Annotated in this window: 33 protein-coding genes and 1 pseudogene; 14 read left to right on the forward strand and 20 right to left on the reverse strand. The window is 61.6% G+C overall.

Features of this window, described 5'->3' with window-relative positions; all coding sequences use genetic code 11:
• Nucleotides 1-46 precede the first annotated feature (46 nt).
• From J2S75_RS14160 to J2S75_RS22480, 20 genes and pseudogenes are all read right to left on the reverse strand, one after another.
• Complete coding sequence (locus tag J2S75_RS14160) at nucleotides 47-658, reverse strand: hypothetical protein (RefSeq protein ID WP_307020514.1); 612 nt, start codon at nucleotides 656-658, stop codon at nucleotides 47-49.
• Nucleotides 659-893: 235 nt separating this feature from the next.
• Nucleotides 894-1,118 (reverse strand): hypothetical protein, encoded by a 225-nt coding sequence (locus J2S75_RS14165; RefSeq protein ID WP_307020515.1) that lies wholly within the window; start codon nucleotides 1,116-1,118, stop codon nucleotides 894-896.
• Nucleotides 1,119-1,227: 109 nt separating this feature from the next.
• Nucleotides 1,228-1,461 (reverse strand): hypothetical protein, encoded by a 234-nt coding sequence (locus tag J2S75_RS14170; protein ID WP_307020516.1) that lies wholly within the window; start codon nucleotides 1,459-1,461, stop codon nucleotides 1,228-1,230.
• On the reverse strand, nucleotides 1,458-1,733 hold the full coding sequence (locus J2S75_RS14175; RefSeq protein ID WP_307020517.1) for a hypothetical protein: 276 nt from the start codon (nucleotides 1,731-1,733) through the stop codon (nucleotides 1,458-1,460). Before J2S75_RS14175 ends, J2S75_RS14170 begins: the two co-directional genes overlap by 4 nt.
• Nucleotides 1,730-2,623 (reverse strand): LvrA C-terminal domain-related protein, encoded by an 894-nt coding sequence (locus tag J2S75_RS14180; RefSeq protein WP_307020518.1) that lies wholly within the window; start codon nucleotides 2,621-2,623, stop codon nucleotides 1,730-1,732. Before J2S75_RS14180 ends, J2S75_RS14175 begins: the two co-directional genes overlap by 4 nt.
• Nucleotides 2,624-2,627: 4 nt before the next feature.
• Nucleotides 2,628-3,221 carry a putative endonuclease domain-containing protein gene (locus tag J2S75_RS14185; RefSeq protein ID WP_307020519.1) on the reverse strand — a complete coding sequence of 198 codons (594 nt, stop codon included), beginning with the start codon at nucleotides 3,219-3,221 and terminating at the stop codon, nucleotides 2,628-2,630.
• Nucleotides 3,218-3,931 (reverse strand): DNA-methyltransferase, encoded by a 714-nt coding sequence (locus J2S75_RS14190; RefSeq protein WP_307020520.1) that lies wholly within the window; start codon nucleotides 3,929-3,931, stop codon nucleotides 3,218-3,220. Before J2S75_RS14190 ends, J2S75_RS14185 begins: the two co-directional genes overlap by 4 nt.
• The gene (locus J2S75_RS14195; RefSeq protein ID WP_307020521.1) at nucleotides 3,921-4,115 is read right to left on the reverse strand and encodes a hypothetical protein; all 195 of its coding nucleotides are present in this window, start codon (nucleotides 4,113-4,115) and stop codon (nucleotides 3,921-3,923) included. Before J2S75_RS14195 ends, J2S75_RS14190 begins: the two co-directional genes overlap by 11 nt.
• Nucleotides 4,112-4,381, reverse strand: a complete 270-nt coding sequence (locus tag J2S75_RS14200; RefSeq protein ID WP_307020522.1) for a hypothetical protein — start codon at nucleotides 4,379-4,381, stop codon at nucleotides 4,112-4,114. Before J2S75_RS14200 ends, J2S75_RS14195 begins: the two co-directional genes overlap by 4 nt.
• Nucleotides 4,378-4,626 (reverse strand): annotated as a pseudogene (locus tag J2S75_RS22475) (helix-turn-helix domain-containing protein); the annotation flags it as partial. The gene J2S75_RS14200 and the pseudogene J2S75_RS22475, both read right to left, overlap by 4 nt.
• Nucleotides 4,627-4,965: 339 nt before the next feature.
• On the reverse strand, nucleotides 4,966-5,358 hold the full coding sequence (locus J2S75_RS14210) for a VRR-NUC domain-containing protein (RefSeq protein WP_307020524.1): 393 nt from the start codon (nucleotides 5,356-5,358) through the stop codon (nucleotides 4,966-4,968).
• Entirely contained in the window at nucleotides 5,355-5,726 is a 372-nt protein-coding gene (locus J2S75_RS14215; RefSeq protein WP_307020525.1) for an HNH endonuclease, read from the reverse strand. Before J2S75_RS14215 ends, J2S75_RS14210 begins: the two co-directional genes overlap by 4 nt.
• Nucleotides 5,723-6,118, reverse strand: a complete 396-nt coding sequence (locus J2S75_RS14220; RefSeq protein ID WP_307020526.1) for a recombination protein NinB — start codon at nucleotides 6,116-6,118, stop codon at nucleotides 5,723-5,725. The genes J2S75_RS14215 and J2S75_RS14220 overlap by 4 nt, the downstream gene beginning before the upstream one ends.
• A complete protein-coding gene (locus tag J2S75_RS14225) occupies nucleotides 6,118-6,837 on the reverse strand; it encodes a hypothetical protein (RefSeq protein ID WP_307020527.1) in 720 nt (239 codons plus the stop codon). The genes J2S75_RS14220 and J2S75_RS14225 overlap by 1 nt, the downstream gene beginning before the upstream one ends.
• The gene (locus tag J2S75_RS14230; protein ID WP_307020528.1) at nucleotides 6,837-7,070 is read right to left on the reverse strand and encodes a hypothetical protein; all 234 of its coding nucleotides are present in this window, start codon (nucleotides 7,068-7,070) and stop codon (nucleotides 6,837-6,839) included. Before J2S75_RS14230 ends, J2S75_RS14225 begins: the two co-directional genes overlap by 1 nt.
• Nucleotides 7,067-7,330 (reverse strand): hypothetical protein, encoded by a 264-nt coding sequence (locus J2S75_RS14235; protein ID WP_307020529.1) that lies wholly within the window; start codon nucleotides 7,328-7,330, stop codon nucleotides 7,067-7,069. The genes J2S75_RS14230 and J2S75_RS14235 overlap by 4 nt, the downstream gene beginning before the upstream one ends.
• A gap of 114 nt (nucleotides 7,331-7,444) precedes the next feature.
• On the reverse strand, nucleotides 7,445-7,735 hold the full coding sequence (locus J2S75_RS14240) for a DUF2312 domain-containing protein (protein WP_307020530.1): 291 nt from the start codon (nucleotides 7,733-7,735) through the stop codon (nucleotides 7,445-7,447).
• Complete coding sequence (locus tag J2S75_RS14245; RefSeq protein ID WP_307020531.1) at nucleotides 7,735-8,019, reverse strand: hypothetical protein; 285 nt, start codon at nucleotides 8,017-8,019, stop codon at nucleotides 7,735-7,737. Before J2S75_RS14245 ends, J2S75_RS14240 begins: the two co-directional genes overlap by 1 nt.
• Before the next feature lie 2 nt (nucleotides 8,020-8,021).
• Nucleotides 8,022-8,411 carry a hypothetical protein gene (locus tag J2S75_RS14250; RefSeq protein ID WP_307020532.1) on the reverse strand — a complete coding sequence of 130 codons (390 nt, stop codon included), beginning with the start codon at nucleotides 8,409-8,411 and terminating at the stop codon, nucleotides 8,022-8,024.
• A gap of 734 nt (nucleotides 8,412-9,145) precedes the next feature.
• Nucleotides 9,146-9,379 carry a carph-isopro domain-containing protein gene (locus J2S75_RS22480; RefSeq protein WP_370874133.1) on the reverse strand — a complete coding sequence of 78 codons (234 nt, stop codon included), beginning with the start codon at nucleotides 9,377-9,379 and terminating at the stop codon, nucleotides 9,146-9,148.
• Nucleotides 9,380-9,409: 30 nt separating this feature from the next.
• On the opposite strand from J2S75_RS22480, the gene J2S75_RS14255 reads away from it, so the two are divergent.
• From J2S75_RS14255 to J2S75_RS14320, 14 genes are all read left to right on the forward strand, one after another.
• A complete protein-coding gene (locus J2S75_RS14255; RefSeq protein WP_307020533.1) occupies nucleotides 9,410-10,108 on the forward strand; it encodes a S24 family peptidase in 699 nt (232 codons plus the stop codon).
• Nucleotides 10,087-10,386 (forward strand): entry exclusion lipoprotein TrbK, encoded by a 300-nt coding sequence (gene trbK / locus J2S75_RS14260; RefSeq protein WP_307020534.1) that lies wholly within the window; start codon nucleotides 10,087-10,089, stop codon nucleotides 10,384-10,386. Before J2S75_RS14255 ends, trbK begins: the two co-directional genes overlap by 22 nt.
• A gap of 204 nt (nucleotides 10,387-10,590) precedes the next feature.
• A complete protein-coding gene (locus tag J2S75_RS14265; RefSeq protein WP_307020535.1) occupies nucleotides 10,591-10,938 on the forward strand; it encodes a hypothetical protein in 348 nt (115 codons plus the stop codon).
• A 3-nt stretch (nucleotides 10,939-10,941) separates the two neighbouring features.
• On the forward strand, nucleotides 10,942-11,301 hold the full coding sequence (locus J2S75_RS14270) for a hypothetical protein (protein WP_307020536.1): 360 nt from the start codon (nucleotides 10,942-10,944) through the stop codon (nucleotides 11,299-11,301).
• Nucleotides 11,301-11,477 (forward strand): hypothetical protein, encoded by a 177-nt coding sequence (locus J2S75_RS14275; RefSeq protein WP_307020537.1) that lies wholly within the window; start codon nucleotides 11,301-11,303, stop codon nucleotides 11,475-11,477. The genes J2S75_RS14270 and J2S75_RS14275 overlap by 1 nt, the downstream gene beginning before the upstream one ends.
• A 314-nt stretch (nucleotides 11,478-11,791) precedes the next feature.
• Nucleotides 11,792-12,106 carry a hypothetical protein gene (locus J2S75_RS14280; RefSeq protein ID WP_307020538.1) on the forward strand — a complete coding sequence of 105 codons (315 nt, stop codon included), beginning with the start codon at nucleotides 11,792-11,794 and terminating at the stop codon, nucleotides 12,104-12,106.
• Nucleotides 12,107-12,205: 99 nt separating this feature from the next.
• Nucleotides 12,206-12,415 (forward strand): hypothetical protein, encoded by a 210-nt coding sequence (locus J2S75_RS14285; RefSeq protein WP_307020540.1) that lies wholly within the window; start codon nucleotides 12,206-12,208, stop codon nucleotides 12,413-12,415.
• Nucleotides 12,415-12,759 carry a hypothetical protein gene (locus J2S75_RS14290; RefSeq protein ID WP_307020541.1) on the forward strand — a complete coding sequence of 115 codons (345 nt, stop codon included), beginning with the start codon at nucleotides 12,415-12,417 and terminating at the stop codon, nucleotides 12,757-12,759. The genes J2S75_RS14285 and J2S75_RS14290 overlap by 1 nt, the downstream gene beginning before the upstream one ends.
• A complete protein-coding gene (locus tag J2S75_RS14295) occupies nucleotides 12,756-12,992 on the forward strand; it encodes a hypothetical protein (protein WP_307020543.1) in 237 nt (78 codons plus the stop codon). Before J2S75_RS14290 ends, J2S75_RS14295 begins: the two co-directional genes overlap by 4 nt.
• Entirely contained in the window at nucleotides 12,985-13,587 is a 603-nt protein-coding gene (locus J2S75_RS14300) for a J domain-containing protein (RefSeq protein WP_307020545.1), read from the forward strand. The genes J2S75_RS14295 and J2S75_RS14300 overlap by 8 nt, the downstream gene beginning before the upstream one ends.
• Nucleotides 13,588-14,370, forward strand: coding sequence for a DNA cytosine methyltransferase (locus tag J2S75_RS14305; protein WP_307020547.1), 783 nt, complete (start codon nucleotides 13,588-13,590; stop codon nucleotides 14,368-14,370).
• Nucleotides 14,367-14,516 (forward strand): hypothetical protein, encoded by a 150-nt coding sequence (locus tag J2S75_RS14310; RefSeq protein WP_307020549.1) that lies wholly within the window; start codon nucleotides 14,367-14,369, stop codon nucleotides 14,514-14,516. Before J2S75_RS14305 ends, J2S75_RS14310 begins: the two co-directional genes overlap by 4 nt.
• The gene (locus tag J2S75_RS14315) at nucleotides 14,513-14,776 is read left to right on the forward strand and encodes a hypothetical protein (RefSeq protein WP_307020551.1); all 264 of its coding nucleotides are present in this window, start codon (nucleotides 14,513-14,515) and stop codon (nucleotides 14,774-14,776) included. Before J2S75_RS14310 ends, J2S75_RS14315 begins: the two co-directional genes overlap by 4 nt.
• Nucleotides 14,766-14,961: hypothetical protein (locus tag J2S75_RS14320; RefSeq protein ID WP_307020553.1), on the forward strand; the 196-nt coding region annotated here is incomplete at its 3' end. The genes J2S75_RS14315 and J2S75_RS14320, both read left to right, overlap by 11 nt.

Raw genomic sequence — 14,961 nt, forward strand, 5'->3', positions numbered from 1 at the left:
TGCTGTGCGTTGACTGTAGCCCGACGCAATTCGGGCGCATACCGAATCATACCCTATTCGCCGTAACCGTCAAGCGCCTGTCAGCATATCCAAAGGAAATAGACAGAACATCGAGGCAGTCCCGGAAAAGCCGCCCAAAATAAAGCTCATCATGCTTCGACCCGGTGGCATATTCGGCCGCGATATACCGGATTGTCTCCCGCCGCCCCAAGACTCGGCGCACCAGCACCGCGCCCCTCACCCCCAGATCACCATCCGCTAGGCGAAGGTCGCGGACGGCTTTACGCTGGCGATCCGTCAGAGGCTCGGCAGTCTCGCCGCCACCGTCCACCGGTTCCTTGGTCGTGTCCATTGCCTTGATGCCGCCAATCTCGGCGCGCTCCCATAGCGCTTCCCAATGGCGGCCGGCGGCGTACTGGCATTCGTCAATCTGGCGCCGGGCCTTCAACTGTGCCAGCACATCGGAGCGCAGGTTGCGGATGACCGCGCTGCGCTCGTGCGGGCCGTCCAGAGGCCCACGGATTTCGTCTTCCGAAGGGATTACGCCCTTGGGGTTGTCCAGCGAGCGACGGTCGAAGGTCTTCACCTCAGCGGGGCGCCGCGTCGGCTTCCGTTCCGCCTTGTGGCGGTTAAAGGCTTCAAGCTGCTTCTTCGCCAATGGTGCCTCCTGGCAGGGAGATAAGTTCAATCAAAAAGCGGAACGATGACGTAGACCGCGATGGCGCAGCCTGTGGTGAGGGCAGAACCCCAAAAGATAAACCGTTTGGCGTCTCTCCAAATTTCGTTCATTCCGGCATCCCTCTAAAATCGTCTAGGAGCGTCGCTGGCAGGCGTTTTGTGCTCCTAGGCTGTCCGGTAGCTAACTGGGCGAGTTTTGCCGCCAGCGCTTACGCCTAGCCATGAACGATGCCGTCGTAACTTCCGACATCATCCACGGCCTTCCGTTCAGGCTTAGCGTAAAAGTCCAGCGACGTGGCGCTGTCGCGTTTGGCCTGCACCGCGTAGGCGCTTCCATTCAGCAGCAGCACGTCGCCAATCGCCGGCTTGTACTTCCGGGGCTGCGAGCACACAGTGGCGCCCGTCTCGTCTTCGAAGTGGACTACGATGCGCTTGGTCATGGCAGCCACCCCAAGCACCACAGCAGGCCGATAGTGGGAAGGATGGCTAGCCATGCCACCATCAACACTGCACCTATCATCGACAAGAGAACCCCAATTGTCATTTCCATCACTCGCCCTCCTCTGAGAGAGCGGCGGCTATCATTTCTTCAGCGCAGGCACGGATGGCATCAGCAAGCACCAAGGCCATTTCTGGCTGAATGCAAATCGTGCCGCCAAAGTCGCCCTTACCGTCGATTTCGACCAGCCCCAAGCCGTCAACATCGGGGCGAATGGTCATGTGGTGCCCACCCTCATTGTCGTAGAGATTGCGGATAATGTTGATTTCGAACTTGGCGGTCATACCTGGTTTCCCATCCTGTTGACGTTGAACGCCGCCCGGCGCTCGATCTCTTGCAGGCCCTTCGGTGTCGTGATGGCCTGCGCTCGCATGTGGGGGCTCCCGTCGCGGTCAATGCCGCCCGACGGCGCCCATGTCTGATCGACCAAGCCGAAGCGCTCAAGCCGGTCGTAGACCATCGGCGCCGCGCTCCAAGCGAAGCCCGGCGCAAACCCGTCCTGCGACATGGCGGCGGCGCGAAGCCACATGAAATCGTTTGCCTTGAGGCCGATCATGAGTGTAGCTCTCCCTGCTGAGAGGGTGGCCATTCGCTATCGAAGTAATATCCGCCCAAGCGCTCGGATCGTTGCGGCCCTTTTCCTGTCGTCATTCTAAGGTATTTGTCCCAAGCGTTCCACTGCGGAGTGTCGAATTTAACGACAACCTTCTGCTCAAACGCACTCATTTTGCGCGCTGCTTGCACAAACCCGTCGAAACGCCTCTGGCTCAAATAGCGCTCGGCATGAACGGGCCGATAATCCGTGTTCTGCTCGCAGTAGCGCCGGAACGCCGGGAGGCTTTCCATCACAGCGGCTCGGTCCTCTCGCGACAGACGGGCGAATTGAGAGGCGGCTCCCTTTTTGCTCATCAGGCTATCTGTTGGATATCCCTTCCAGAACTCCTCGAAATCCTGAGGGTACGAAGCCCGGCTCTTGGCCGGCTTCGTACAAGATGCGTTAGCATCTATCTTCTCTTCTCTGGCTTCTGGCTTCTTAGCATTAGGTTCGTGCATGGTAACCCCATTGGGTACGTCGTTTTGTTCTTTGTTTTCAGTTGTTTGTGACCACCTCTTTTCTGCCGATTTTCTGCCCTTTTGCGAAGCCGAATGATCCTTGGTCATTCTCCGTGAGAAGACGACGCCTGCTCGCGTCAGGCCAAAAACCCCGGCTTGCCGAAGCTCAGCCATCAGGGCTTGAGCCTCGTCCACGGCGGTTCCTGTCATGCGCGCCAGAACGTCGCCGCCTACCGGCTCTCCATTAAGGAGAAGATGGCCATAGGGCTTGGCTTCGTGCATGATGCAGAGGCATTCGATCCAAAGGCCGCGAGCGGCGATAGAGACAGCCCTGAGCGCTTGGTCGCCGCGCCAGTCTCTGGGATAGAACTTCATCCACGGGCCGCTGCTCATGGCGCTACCCCACGTGCAGCGCCCAGGAGTGGACGGGAGCAAGCGCCTTCTGCGCTGCGGCGAATGTGTCGGCGTAAATCTCCCGTCCTGAAAGGCGCGTGGTCGGGATACCCCAGGATGCGAAATAGCCATCCCGAACGATGTTCTCGGCGGATGAGTGATAAGCCGCGCCATCGCATTCGATGCAAAACATCTGAAGGCGCCCGCTGTAGCGGACGGCTACGGCAAAATCCATTCTCGAACGGGAAAAGCCAAACTGCGGAGTAATAACCACAGGGCCGTCAGGAAGGCATTCGCGGCGCGGGTCGTGCATCTTCGCCGGCAGGTCGGTGATAACCCCGAAATCGGCGCACACAAGCGCGGGCAGCAACGTGCGCTCTATCGGGCTATCGCAGATTTCCAAGCCGAGCTGGATAGCGATTACGGCATGGTTGCGCGCAGCCCTTACGGTCGCCTCTCCGGCGCCGCGCGAAGCAAGACGCTTGCGCATTTTCTCCCATGCGAAGTCGAAGACGGCGCGGGTCGAGCCCGCACCATCAAGCCCAAGGCTTTCACCATTCGGCTTTGAAATAGTGTCGCCAAGCCTGCGGAAGCTCATTCCGCACCTCCCAGCATGGAAAGCTGCTTGGCGGGGGCCGGGCGCTCTATGAACATGTCGGGCTGAGCGTAAGCCTTGCGGATGCGTTCGCAGGCTATGTCGAAATAGCCTTTGTCTATCTCTATGCCGATGAACTTGCGGCCAAGCTTCGCGCACGCGACTCCTGTGGTGCCTGAGCCCATGTATGGGTCACAGATGCTCTTCGCTTCGGGGATCTGCTCGATGCACCAACGCATCAGCTCTATCGGCTTCTGCGTGGGGTGAACCCGCTCTACGCCGCGTTCAGAAGCGCGCATCATCCCATCCCATTGGTGGCGGAAGACGCGGGCGACGCCCTTTCTGTTCGTCCAAGCTAGCTCGCAGTCAGCGAAATCGTTGGTGTGGTGGCTTGAGGCGCGCTTATCCCAGACAAACCACGACGAAGAGGATGGGAGGCTGCTGGCAAAATGGTTGCCGCCCCAAAGAATAACCGTTGGCGCTGCAGTGATAAGCGGCGTCGGGTCAAACGGATGGTCGTCGCCGGCTATCGCAACCTTCGCAAACTTTGTCGCATAGCGGCCCTTGCCGATGCCGGACCTATCGTTTCCGCCATGGGCAAACGCAATGCCGTAAGGTGGATCGCTAACGATGGCGTCGACCTGCAGGCCGTCGAGTATTTCCCGACAATCTCCAAGATAAAGCGTACAGTCGCCGATATGCTCAACGCGCATCAGTCGCCTCCTTCACGCAATCAAGGGCGCGGACTGGGCCTTCTTCGGCCTGCCGGCGCTCGCGGTCATCAAGCGGGGCGTACATCCCCTCACGCACGCCGATCTCGCGCATGGCGAGGATGGCGAGAGCATAGTTGCCTATGCCGTCTTCGGACCAATCGTAGGCTTGGGCTGTCTCGCTCATTCCCCGCCCTCCTCTGCGATCTGACGGGCTGCGGAGTGGATGGCGGTGACAGGGGCGACCTGTACGCCTTCCATCAGCCAACGGGCTTCCTGGGGGCGCGCTGCGGCCTTGGCGATGAAGTCTCTGACGTGGATGAGGTCAGCCGACAGAAGCTCGGCTTCGGACTTGCGCAGCGCCTTGGCGCGATGGCAGACGGCGGGGGCGTCAAGACGCACGAGCGCATCCATGCTGGAAAGAAGTTTGGATATGCCGGGGCGCTTCATCATTTTGGCTTTCCAAGCATGTATTTGATATCAAGAATGTCTGCGTGCAAAAGAGGGTGACCCGCCTCAAGCATTTCTGCTATCTTCCTGACGCCGTGCAAAATTGTCGTGTGGTCTCGGCCACCAAGACGACTACCGATAAACGGAAGGCTTCTCCCTGTAAGCTCGCGGCACAGGTACATGGCGACTTGCCGAGGCATCACTACATTAGCGGTTCGGCGCTGCGACGCCAAATCAGAACGTGTAACGCTGTAGTATTTTGCTGTGGCGGCGATAACGCGGTCGCAAGACAACCGGCTTGCAAGATGCAGCCAATCGCGCCCATCAGATAAAGCGGGTGGCTTTTCTGCCGGGGGGGCAAACCAAACAGTCCGCTCCGATACCTGGGCTTGCCATTTTGGCCCGAACTCTTCCTCATAAAGATGAGGTCGCCACCGGACAGCGATAGGACGAGCTACGGGGGCAGTTCTAGCGCGCGTCGCATTGAACCGCGCAAGGGCTTCTGCCGCCGTAATGGCCTCTACGGGCTCTACAGCGCGGCGAATATGAAGCTTTGATGGTGCGGGGACGTTGAGCATAGGCTACTCCTACGAGTGCCGGGCGAGGCGAATTGCGCCCCAGCCTGTCAGCACGGAACAAATCTCTTCGTGGGAATGGCAGACGGCATAGAGGCCGTGCGCCTCGATCACGCGGCGCTGGAACTCGCGCTGCTCTTGAGATTGACGGCCCTTTTTGGCCTTGATCTCGATAAACGCGGCCCGGCCGTCCGGCAGGACGAAACACAGGTCCGCCACTCCGGGCAGAACACCCATGGTTTTGAGCTTGGCGCCAGTCAGAGACGACCGGGCCTCCCCGTTTGGGGTGTGCCAGTAGACAAGCCGAGGGTGAGCCGCGAGGCGGAGAAGCTGGATAGCCGCCTTGTGGATTTTGTCTTCGGTGACGTGGCGGGGGTCGCGCGTTTCGATGGCGTGCAGGGTCATCTCGGCACCACCGATCCGTCTAGCTTCTTCTTCCACTTGGAATCGCGCGAGCACGCGAAGGTGCTGCGCTTCTTGATGCCGAGGTGCTTGGCGCGGATGCGGGCCGTGCGGGACTTCTCAGCCACGTCGGCGGCGGTCTTCTCCCGGTGCTTGTCGCGGAGCGCGGGGGCAAGGTTGCTTTCCCGGTGCTCGCCGCCGTTGATCAGGGCAATGATGTGGTCCAAGTCCCATGCGTCGCCCGGCACGATCTTACGGCCGGACAAGTGGCAGATGCCGCCGTGGCGCTCGAATACGCGCAGGCGCACCCGTTTGGGGATCGCTGCGTCAGGGCTGGCGCCGATCCATTCCTCTGTGCTGCGGGCGGTCATGCGGCCACCTCGCGATCATGGAACACCACGCCATGACGCGCACCGAACTCGTGAATAAGCTCGATCAGGTCCGCCATTTCAGACTTCGACAGGTCAGAGGAGGAGCGGCCTAGACTGACAAAGCCGGTGCTATCAAGGTTCGGCACCATACGAACTTCGCGCCTGAGCGCGTCGAGAAACAGCAGCTTCCAGTCATCAGCCGCCAACTTGATGCCGTGATACGGAACCTGCGCCGCAAGCTCGGTGAGCATCGCCCACATCTTGTCGTTCTGCGGGATGGATCGTTTCGGCTCTTTGAACTCCAGGCGCGTATTCCAGGGCGCGCGCGCCACCCATGACGCGGCGCGCTGGCGTTCACGCTCGGTTGCGATGATGAGGGTGGCGCGGGGCATCAGGCGGCCTCCCTACCGGCGGTAAGCTCTTCGCGGCAGCGAGTGCCCACATCAGCGACTTGGGCGCGCAGGGCCTCGGGGAGAGATTTGAAGGCCCCCTTGAACGCCGCAGAGTTGCGGTATGCCTCGAAGGCTTCGATTGTCTTCTGTCCCTCAAGGTCGCCCATGAGCCGCATGGCAGCGTCGGCGTCGCCGGGGAATAGGCCGCCGTTTTTCTGAGCTTCGGGCTCTGTGGCTTCGCGTTCTTCTTTGCGCCGCGTGGCGACATATTTGCTGTCGTCAAACAGCCCCATATGCACGTCGGCGGACATGCCAAGGTGCTTCATGGCGTTGCCGATGGCGTCGGTGAAGGCCTTCTTGAAAGCCTCGTCATCGTTTTCCCACCGCTCAGGACGGTTATACTGCGTGTTCGCCTTGACGTGAGAAACGACCTTGTCGCCGCCGACGCCGGGGATAAGCTCCGACCTCACACCGTCGCGCACGACCCATAGGGAGAGCCAGCAATAAACCAGCACCTCCTTGTTATCGCCAGGCACAACCTGAAAGGATGGCTCGGTAAATCCCCAGCCAATGCCGCAGGGGCCAAAAACCTCGGTCATCTTGTGTTCGGTATAGATCGGCTTGACGGCGGTTCCCTTAAAACCCCCGCCGCGCGTAAAGGCCTTTGTCTGGTCGGGGTCGGTCTTGCCCAGCGTGTTCCAGATATCAAGATTACCCATCACTCAACCTCCGATGGGAAGGCGCTGCGAGCCGGCTCAAAAAGGGGGCAGAACCCGGCGTTAATGCTTACGCAGCGCTGATAGGGCTCGGTCGCCACCCAGGCATTTCGGGCGACGGGAGAAAGCCCCGGCAGGCGCGGGAACCGCATGCACAGCCAACGGCCCGGAGATTGCTTGCGCGTGTCGGGATGCACGTTGTCGCAGTCTTCGCAGAATGTGGGCTGCATGCTCATTCCGCCGCCTCCAAAAACCTCGGCTGCGCAGGCGCAGACATCTTGTCGAGTGCGGCGGAAGCATCGGCCAAAGCGCGGCGCATTTCCTTGATATCGCCGGCCATAACCGGGCTGACATCGCCGGACATGATCGTCATGGCGTACACGGTCAGGCGGCGCACGGTGGCGGCAGCAAACGCGGCCTCGCCAAGCGCCAGTCGCGCCTCATTCCGGTATCCGTTGTCCCGGATTTGATCGCAGATGTCGGTGATGCTATTCATGATCCGTTCCTTGACTAAAGCCGCCCGTGTGAGCGTTGGACCCGCGATCCGGGCGGCGAAGGATCGCGACGTTGGCACGTGAATTGCAATCGCGCGGGTGCGCGTGCACGAGCCTCAGCCCAGCATCCCCAGCGCTTGCATGTAGAGATCGACAATCGCCTCACGCTCGGCGCGCTCGTCGGCGTCCTGCTTGCGGATTTTCAGGATTTCCCGAAGGGCTTTCACGTCGAAGCCTTCGCCTTTCGCCTCCGCATAAAGGTCGCGCTTGTCGTTGTTCCGGTCCTTGATCTCGCTTTCGAGATTTTCGAGCCGGTCAATGAAGGACTTAAGCCGCTCCTTGGCGAAGCCGGCGGCGGCATCGGAAAGCGGCTGATCGTCCAGGATATCGTGCGTGCGATCCAGCATCAGCCTGCCCTCGGCATAGGCCGCTCAAGCCAAGCGACGCGGGGCATGGAGGGCTGGGGGCGGGACGGATCGAAAGACGGCGGCGAATAGACGACACGCCTTACAGACGGAACGACGCCCGCCATCTTCGCCTTGTCCCACACCTTGCAGATCGAGCCCTTGCTCGTGCCGTACTTGGCAGCGAGGAATGACGCGCTTTCCTTCCCCTTAGCGCGGACGATGTAGTCCACCTGTTCGGGGGTGTAGACGCGGGAGGTGATGTAGTCGCTAGGGCGGCTAGTCATGGTCACGCCTCCCGCCCAAGCGCGGCGCGCGCCGCTTCCAAGTGCGCTTCCACCGCGCCCATATCGACCTGAGCAAAACGGTCAGCTTGCGCCGCAATGATTTTTCGCTCGTGTTCGAGACGCGACATCTCTCGGCAGAGCGCGGCGTCCGCTGCCGCGAGGATCCGTTGATAGACATTGGCTTTGATCGCCTTGATGCGCTTCCGAAGAAGATTTTCGATGGTGCCCGGCGCAATGCCGATAGTGCGGGCGAGTTCTGGCCGAACTTCCTGGCGCGAGCGCCCGGTTTTGTCTGCGGCCTTTTGCTCAAGCCTACCAATTAGATAGGCGGCGTGAGCCTCGTCAGTGGTGAACTCCGCGTGGTTCACTTGTCCATCCTCAATGGATGCCATGTCCGTCGTCTCCGTGGTTCATTGCGAACATCGGAGACGACGACGACGGCATAGGAGATTGCAGGGAATGAAGAGGAAGCGGGCGGCGACCGTCAGCATTGGAAGCGAGGTCAGCCGCCCGAGGTGGCCGGAGGCAGGGAGCACCCCCGGCAGGGAGACGACATTCCAGAGCGTCGGGGTAGTGGCAGCTACCCTGCTCGATCAGATCAGGAAGAGACGGGGCGCCGGGCAATGAGGTGGTGGCAGCCACCTCGCGCTCAGTCGGCGTCTTGTTCAGAAGCGAAAGGAAGCAGTCGATGTTGGTCTTGCGGACGGGGCGAAAATGCTCTCGGTCAAATCCAGGCTCGCTACTGCACCCATCCGGCACTTCGTTATGGACTTCCCCCAGCAATATGATCCTAGGGTCCACGACCCCAAAACTACGAATGGTGTAGACAAGCCCCTTTACGGGGTACACCAGCGGGATTCCCAACTTTCGCTCCCAGAACGACACAAGCCATTCAGGGGCGTTGGCCACGCAGACGACCTGCATTCCCACATGCCAGTCGGTCATGGAAGATCCCCACGAGCGACGGCGAAAACCGTAAGAAGGACAGGAACAGTCAGCGCCCCGCCAATGAGACCGGCTGTTTCCGGCGCCATAGCCGGAAACAGGTTCGCCACCAGCATGGCAGTGCCGGGGGATAGAACGGCCGAAACGAATGCAAGCCAAAGGAGCGCGGCGGCCTTCATCCCTACGCCCTCCCTTGATCGAGGGCGGGGAGGAAGTCGTCTGCCGAAAGACTGACGCCGCGCTCGTGAGCGGCCCGCAACAGGACAGGAATGTGAGATTGCGGAATGCGGCCACCAGTTCCGCCCACCTCACGCGGGCGCTTCCAGTTGGAGACGCGAGTGCGATGAACGCCAGCGATCAATGCCACCTTCGTGGGGCCGCCGAGCGCTTCAATGATGCGATTTGCCGGTTCCATGGCCTCGCATTGTAGCGATGATCGCTACCCATGCAAGAGAAATCTGTAGCGAAATCGGAACGCCACACGGTAGCGATTTTAAGCTACGCCTCACGCATGTTTGCACAGTGGGTAAAAGCCGCGCTTGAGCACGCCGACATGAGCGGCGCCGAACTCGCGCGCCATTTGACCGAGCGCCTAGGACGGTCCATCGACCGCGCGGCCGTGCAGAAAATGCAGATGGTCGAAGGCACCGGGAAGACGAAGCCCCGCGCCGTCGCCGCCGACGAAATGATCGCCATAAGCGAAATCACCGGGTACCCTGCGCCCCAAGGCTCAAATTATTCGGTCAACGTCGTCGGCTATGTGGGCGCCGGCTCGGAAGTCCACCCGTTCGACGATCACGAAATGGGCGCCGGCCTGGAAACAATCGACACAGACTTCCCGGTGAAGCCTGGCACGGTGGCCGTTATCGTGCGCGGCGATTCCATGCTGCCGATTTTCGAGGATGGCGACCTTATCGGCTACATGGCCGATAGCGCCGACCCGACGACCTTGATCGGGAAAACCTGTGTCGTTCGCCTGGCCGATGGCCGGACGTTTATCAAGAAGCTGAGGCGCGGGTCGGTTGACGGGCTATTCACGCTTGTGAGCGCGAACGCCAGCGACATCGAAGACGTGCAAATCGAGTGGGCGCGGCGCTATCGTTTCCGCATCCCGGCGGATGAGTGGAGATCGTCGACGAAATGACCCGCCAGCTTCTGATGGTTGTCATGGCGGTAGCGCTGGCCGGCTGCGTTGAAAGCCGGGGTACGCAATTGGCGCAATGCGAAATGGAAGCGCGGAAGCACCAGAACGACGAAATCAGCCGTTACGCCTTCACAAACCTCTGCATGCGGTCAAAGGGCTACCAGAGGGCGGATAATTGCTGGAACAGGTATGACGCGGGCGAGGATGCGAAGTGCTTCCATAGCGCCAATCAAATAGCGCGGGCATTTGATGCCATAGGAGACGCCATCGGCCGATAGGCCAGACAACCGATGATGATCCGCCCGGCTTCGGCCGGGTTTTTTATTGCCCGAATTTTTTGTAGCGATTTTCGCTCCAGCCTATTTACAACGTAGCGCACATCGCTACACTACCCCCATCGCCTCACACGAAGCGACGCGCCGGGCCGCCCCAATCCCCCTCGCCAACTGGCCCGGCGCAATTCTTCCGCGATGGAGAGTGAGATGCCTCCTGCCTTCTATCCCTTCGTGATCGAGATCGAGCACAACGGCGAATACGTCGAAGTCATGCAGGACTGGCAGGGGAACCCCATGGCCTACCTGTACGGGACCGCCACCCGCGCCGAGATGCTGATGTCTCAGGCGGAACTTGACGACATGTACGAGACGATTGACGGCGAGGCTCGGCATTACGAGCCGGACTGGAGCCAGCGCAAGCGCGCGGTTGCGGAGGCTTGCCGCGTCGAAGTCCCCCGCGCGTCGCAGCAGTACACGGCCTTTGTCGGCGCGTGGCGCGAGCATCGCCGGGCTGCGGCTGAAAACGCTGCCCCTGAAATGACCGCTGCGGAGTGAGCCATGAGCGAGCTAGTCGACTGGAAAATTGCTGCGGCGAGCATCTGCGACGCCATGCAAGAGCGCGCTACGCAGGTCGCAACTCGCGCCTCCGAAGACCTGTATGAGCACATGATGATGTCAGTGCAGGATTATCTTCGGTCCAACGTAAGATTCAACCTGTCTGAAGAACTGCGGCGCGTGTCTGCCGAGTGCGGTCGCCTCAGGGCCTCGAATGCCAGCCTTCTGGCGGGCGCTAAGCTTGCGCTTGATCTTGCCGAAGGGCTCATCAACAGCGACTACGAGGGTACGTCGGCGCACGAACCGATGATGGCCGAGCTTGAGCCGGTAAGAGCCGCGATTGCCAAGGCCGAGGGCCGGTAATGCGCCAGTCCTCCCACGACATCCGCCCCATAGGCCAAGCCATCCGCGACGCAGAGCGCGAGCTTAGCGATGCCGAATGGACGGGCGACGAACAAGCAATCACGCGAGCGTCAACTGTCCTCGCGTCCCTGAAATCACAAGCGGCGCACGGCGAAGAATACGCCGTGCCGTTCTGAGGGAATGATGATGAGCGCAAAGTGGAAAGACATCACGACATACTCTCGTGATGAAAAGGTGCGCGCGCCGGCCACTTGGGAGCTTCGCCTTACCCACGACATTCGCGTGGTCGTTATGCGGGCTCATCGAGACGACCCGAACAATTGGACTATGCATTGCCGTCCGTGGTTCGACACATGGCCCCTCGGTCTGCCGTCTTCGCCTGATTGGCGCGATGAAGCTATGTCGCGTGCGCTAACGCTGGTGCACGCCAAGGTGGATGAACTGGAAACAGCGCTTCTCGCCGCCCGCACCCTCTCGGAGGGTGAGTGAGATGGGCAATGTCGAGTTGCGTCACATTCGCCTTGCAGAGCGCTGCGTCGAACGCCCGTACAATCGTGGCTCGGTCGACAGGGCGGCCAAAATAATCGCGGAAGCGATGGGCGCCCCCTCCACCGTAGACCGGGCGCTCTTCGATGAGATGGTAGAGGCGCTTCAGTGGTTTGTCGACAATGACGACACCATGGAAGGCGATGACCCCATGCCTGAGAAGGGCAATCTTTCTTGGGATGAGATCAACGCCTTTTGGCTCGCAGGGCTTCGCCGCGCCCGCGACATCCTCGCCAAAGCTCGTGAGGCCGGGAAATGAGCGCGCTCGATTACTGCATAGAGGTCCTAGGCCCGTTCCTCGCGCTTCTGCTTCTCAACATCATCCTCGCCCTTATCGCTGTCGCCCTCGGAGCGTGACATGGACTCGCACACCGCAGAAGCCTTCGCTTGGGCCGTCGCCATCCTTGCCCTTTGGTTGGGCTTCGTCGTCTTGGCTCTCGTTTGGCTCAACCACCGCCCCCGCAAGGCTGATCGCGAATACCGCGCCAGCCTCCGCAACGCAGCCGCGTCCTACGAGGATGAGGGCGTGCATGGTGACGTGGTGATCGTGCCCCGGAGGGATGTGTAATGGCGTCCATCTTTGTCGAAAACTGCTCGCACGCCGCCGCCGGTATGCTCTGCCGTGACGACCTGGCGTTAGAAATCGCGACGACGGCCGGGCAGGGAAGCGCAAGCGCATTCTTCCTTTCAATCGGTGAAGACATAGAGCGGCAAGCTGGTCGATTCGTTGCCGAGCGCATGATGTATGTTCTCGCAACGTGCGTAGGTTTTGTAGCTATGGCCGCGCCTATTTCAGGGAAGGGCGCGAGCCTCGATACACTGGCCGACCCCGCCTGTTTCTTCGCTGGGCGCATTCGTCACATGGATATGCACGCCCTCCCGTTCGCCGACAGCGAGGGAGGGCGCCCATGACTGACCCCGCGAAGGCCGGAGAGCGCGAGCTTCGGCAGAAAGCCTTCATCCGCGTCTGCCGTGACAGCGGGTTCCAGCTTGAGGCCCACCGGGCCGCCATCATCGCCGCAGGCGTCATCGGGTGCCATCCGTTCGAGATGGCCTCGGCGTTCGGCTCCATGACTGTCATGGCGCAGATCGCGGATGGAACGCATTCCGCCGCCCGCGACGCGGAGGAGCGCGCCGATGGTTGAGGCATATCCGCTGCAATGGCCAAATCGGCCGCGCAAGGCCACACGCAGGCGCGCCACCTTCGGGACCGTCAAGGGCTACGGCAAAGCGCCCCTCACCGTCGCGGAAGCCGTCGAGCGTTTGAGCGGCGAGCTTGCGCGCCTCGGTGCCCGCTATGTCGTCATATCGTCCAATGTCGAACTGCGGCGGGATGGGCTTCCCCGCTCGGGACAGAAGGAACCGGCTGATCCCGGCGTCGCGGTCTATTTCCAGCTCGCCGGTAAGCCGCACTGCCTGCCGTGCGACACCTTCGACCGGGTTGCCGACAACATGGCGGCCATTGCGGGGCACATCAAGGCTGTCAGGGCGCAGGAAGCGTACGGCGTTGCCACGATTGCCGAGAGCTTCGCCGGGTTCGTCGCGTTGCCGCCACCGGGCGCGGCGCGCCCCTGGCGCGAGGTGATGGGGTTCAGCCCCATCCACCGGCCCGGCTCGCAGGAGATCGCCGAGCGGTATCGCCGTCTCGCGCGCGACAAGCACCCGGACGCCGGCGGATCGCAGGAGGCCATGGCCGAACTCAACGCCGCCCGCGACGCGGCCATGAAGGAGGGCGGGTGAATGGCGCGCGCCTACTACAACGAGATAGACCCTTACGCCGCGCAATGGTTGCGCAACCTGATCGCCGCCGGCCACATCGCGCCCGGCGACGTGGATACAAGGAGCATTGCCGATGTCCGACCCGACGACCTCGCCGGCTACACGCAGTGCCATTTCTTCGCCGGGATCGGAGGCTGGTCCTACGCAGCTCGACTGGCTGGATGGCCTGACGAGCGCCCCCTGTGGACCGCAAGCGCCCCATGCCCGCCTTGGTCGCGCGCTCGAATCTGGCACCGTGCGGCCGCTGGCGAGAAAGACCCGCGAGACCTTTGGCCCGCTTTCGTGCCCCTCGTCGCAGACCGGCGCCCCGCCGACCTCTTCGGGGAGCAGGTGTCCGGCCGGAAGGTCGGGCCTTGGATCGAGCGCGCCAAGGACAGCCTCCAAAAGCTTGGCTACGCGTTCAGCGGGACCGACAGGCGGTCCCGTGACCATGAGGGCCCCCAAGGGCGCGAGCGCTTCTATTTTTCTGCCCACTTTGGCGGCACGCGAGGGAAAGGACTGGTCTCGCGGCGAGGTACTCGCACGGCTCGACCGTGGAGATGGCGTGGCGAAGAGGATTTGCGCGCTATCGCCAGCGCTCCGTTCGAGCCCGGACATAGTTGGCCTCAACCCCTCATTCGCCGCAGCGATGATGGGGTTTCCCCCAGAGTGGCAGCGCTGCGCGCCTACGGAAATGCCATCGACCCTTATGTCGCGGCGGAAGTGATCGGCGCCTTCCTCGACGCTGAGAGGGACGCCGCATGAACCAGGCGCCCGAAAGTCTCATGACGGCCATCGTGCGCGGAGTCATCTGCGCCATCTGCGCGGCCGGCTTCCTTCTCACCAAGACCACCGCCCTTGACGGCCTCGTGAGGGTCGCGGCGCTGGTCATTTACGGAGACGCATCGTGAGCACTGATGCCGTAGCAAAGCCTCTTGTCGCCGACTTCTCGCAGTCGCGGAACGACCTGTATTGGAAGGTCTATGCCGGGGAAGACGGCTTTATCCGTTGGACCGGATACGACGACAATTATTGGTGGTCTAACATTGCGACCAGCGAGCGACGCCAGACCCGCGTAGGCCCGAAAACTGGCCGCGTGTTCGTCCTCAATCCGGCTACCAATGCCGTCGAGATCCGCGCTGCCCTCACGGAGCCCGGCCATGACCGCTGACATGCCGGACGCGGTCGAAGAGATCGCGGCAATCATCCGCGACTACAGCAGCAAGCCGTACACGGTCGAAGCAAGCCGCAACGCCGCTCGGGCCATCCTCGGCGCCCGCGCCATGCAGGCGGCGATGGCCGCCCAGGGCGGCGGGGCCTGGGAAGCTGGCGAGCTGACGACGCTCGCTGAATGCC

This window comes from Ancylobacter polymorphus (assembly GCF_030813495.1).
In the GTDB taxonomy this organism is placed as follows: domain Bacteria; phylum Pseudomonadota; class Alphaproteobacteria; order Rhizobiales; family Xanthobacteraceae; genus Ancylobacter; species Ancylobacter polymorphus.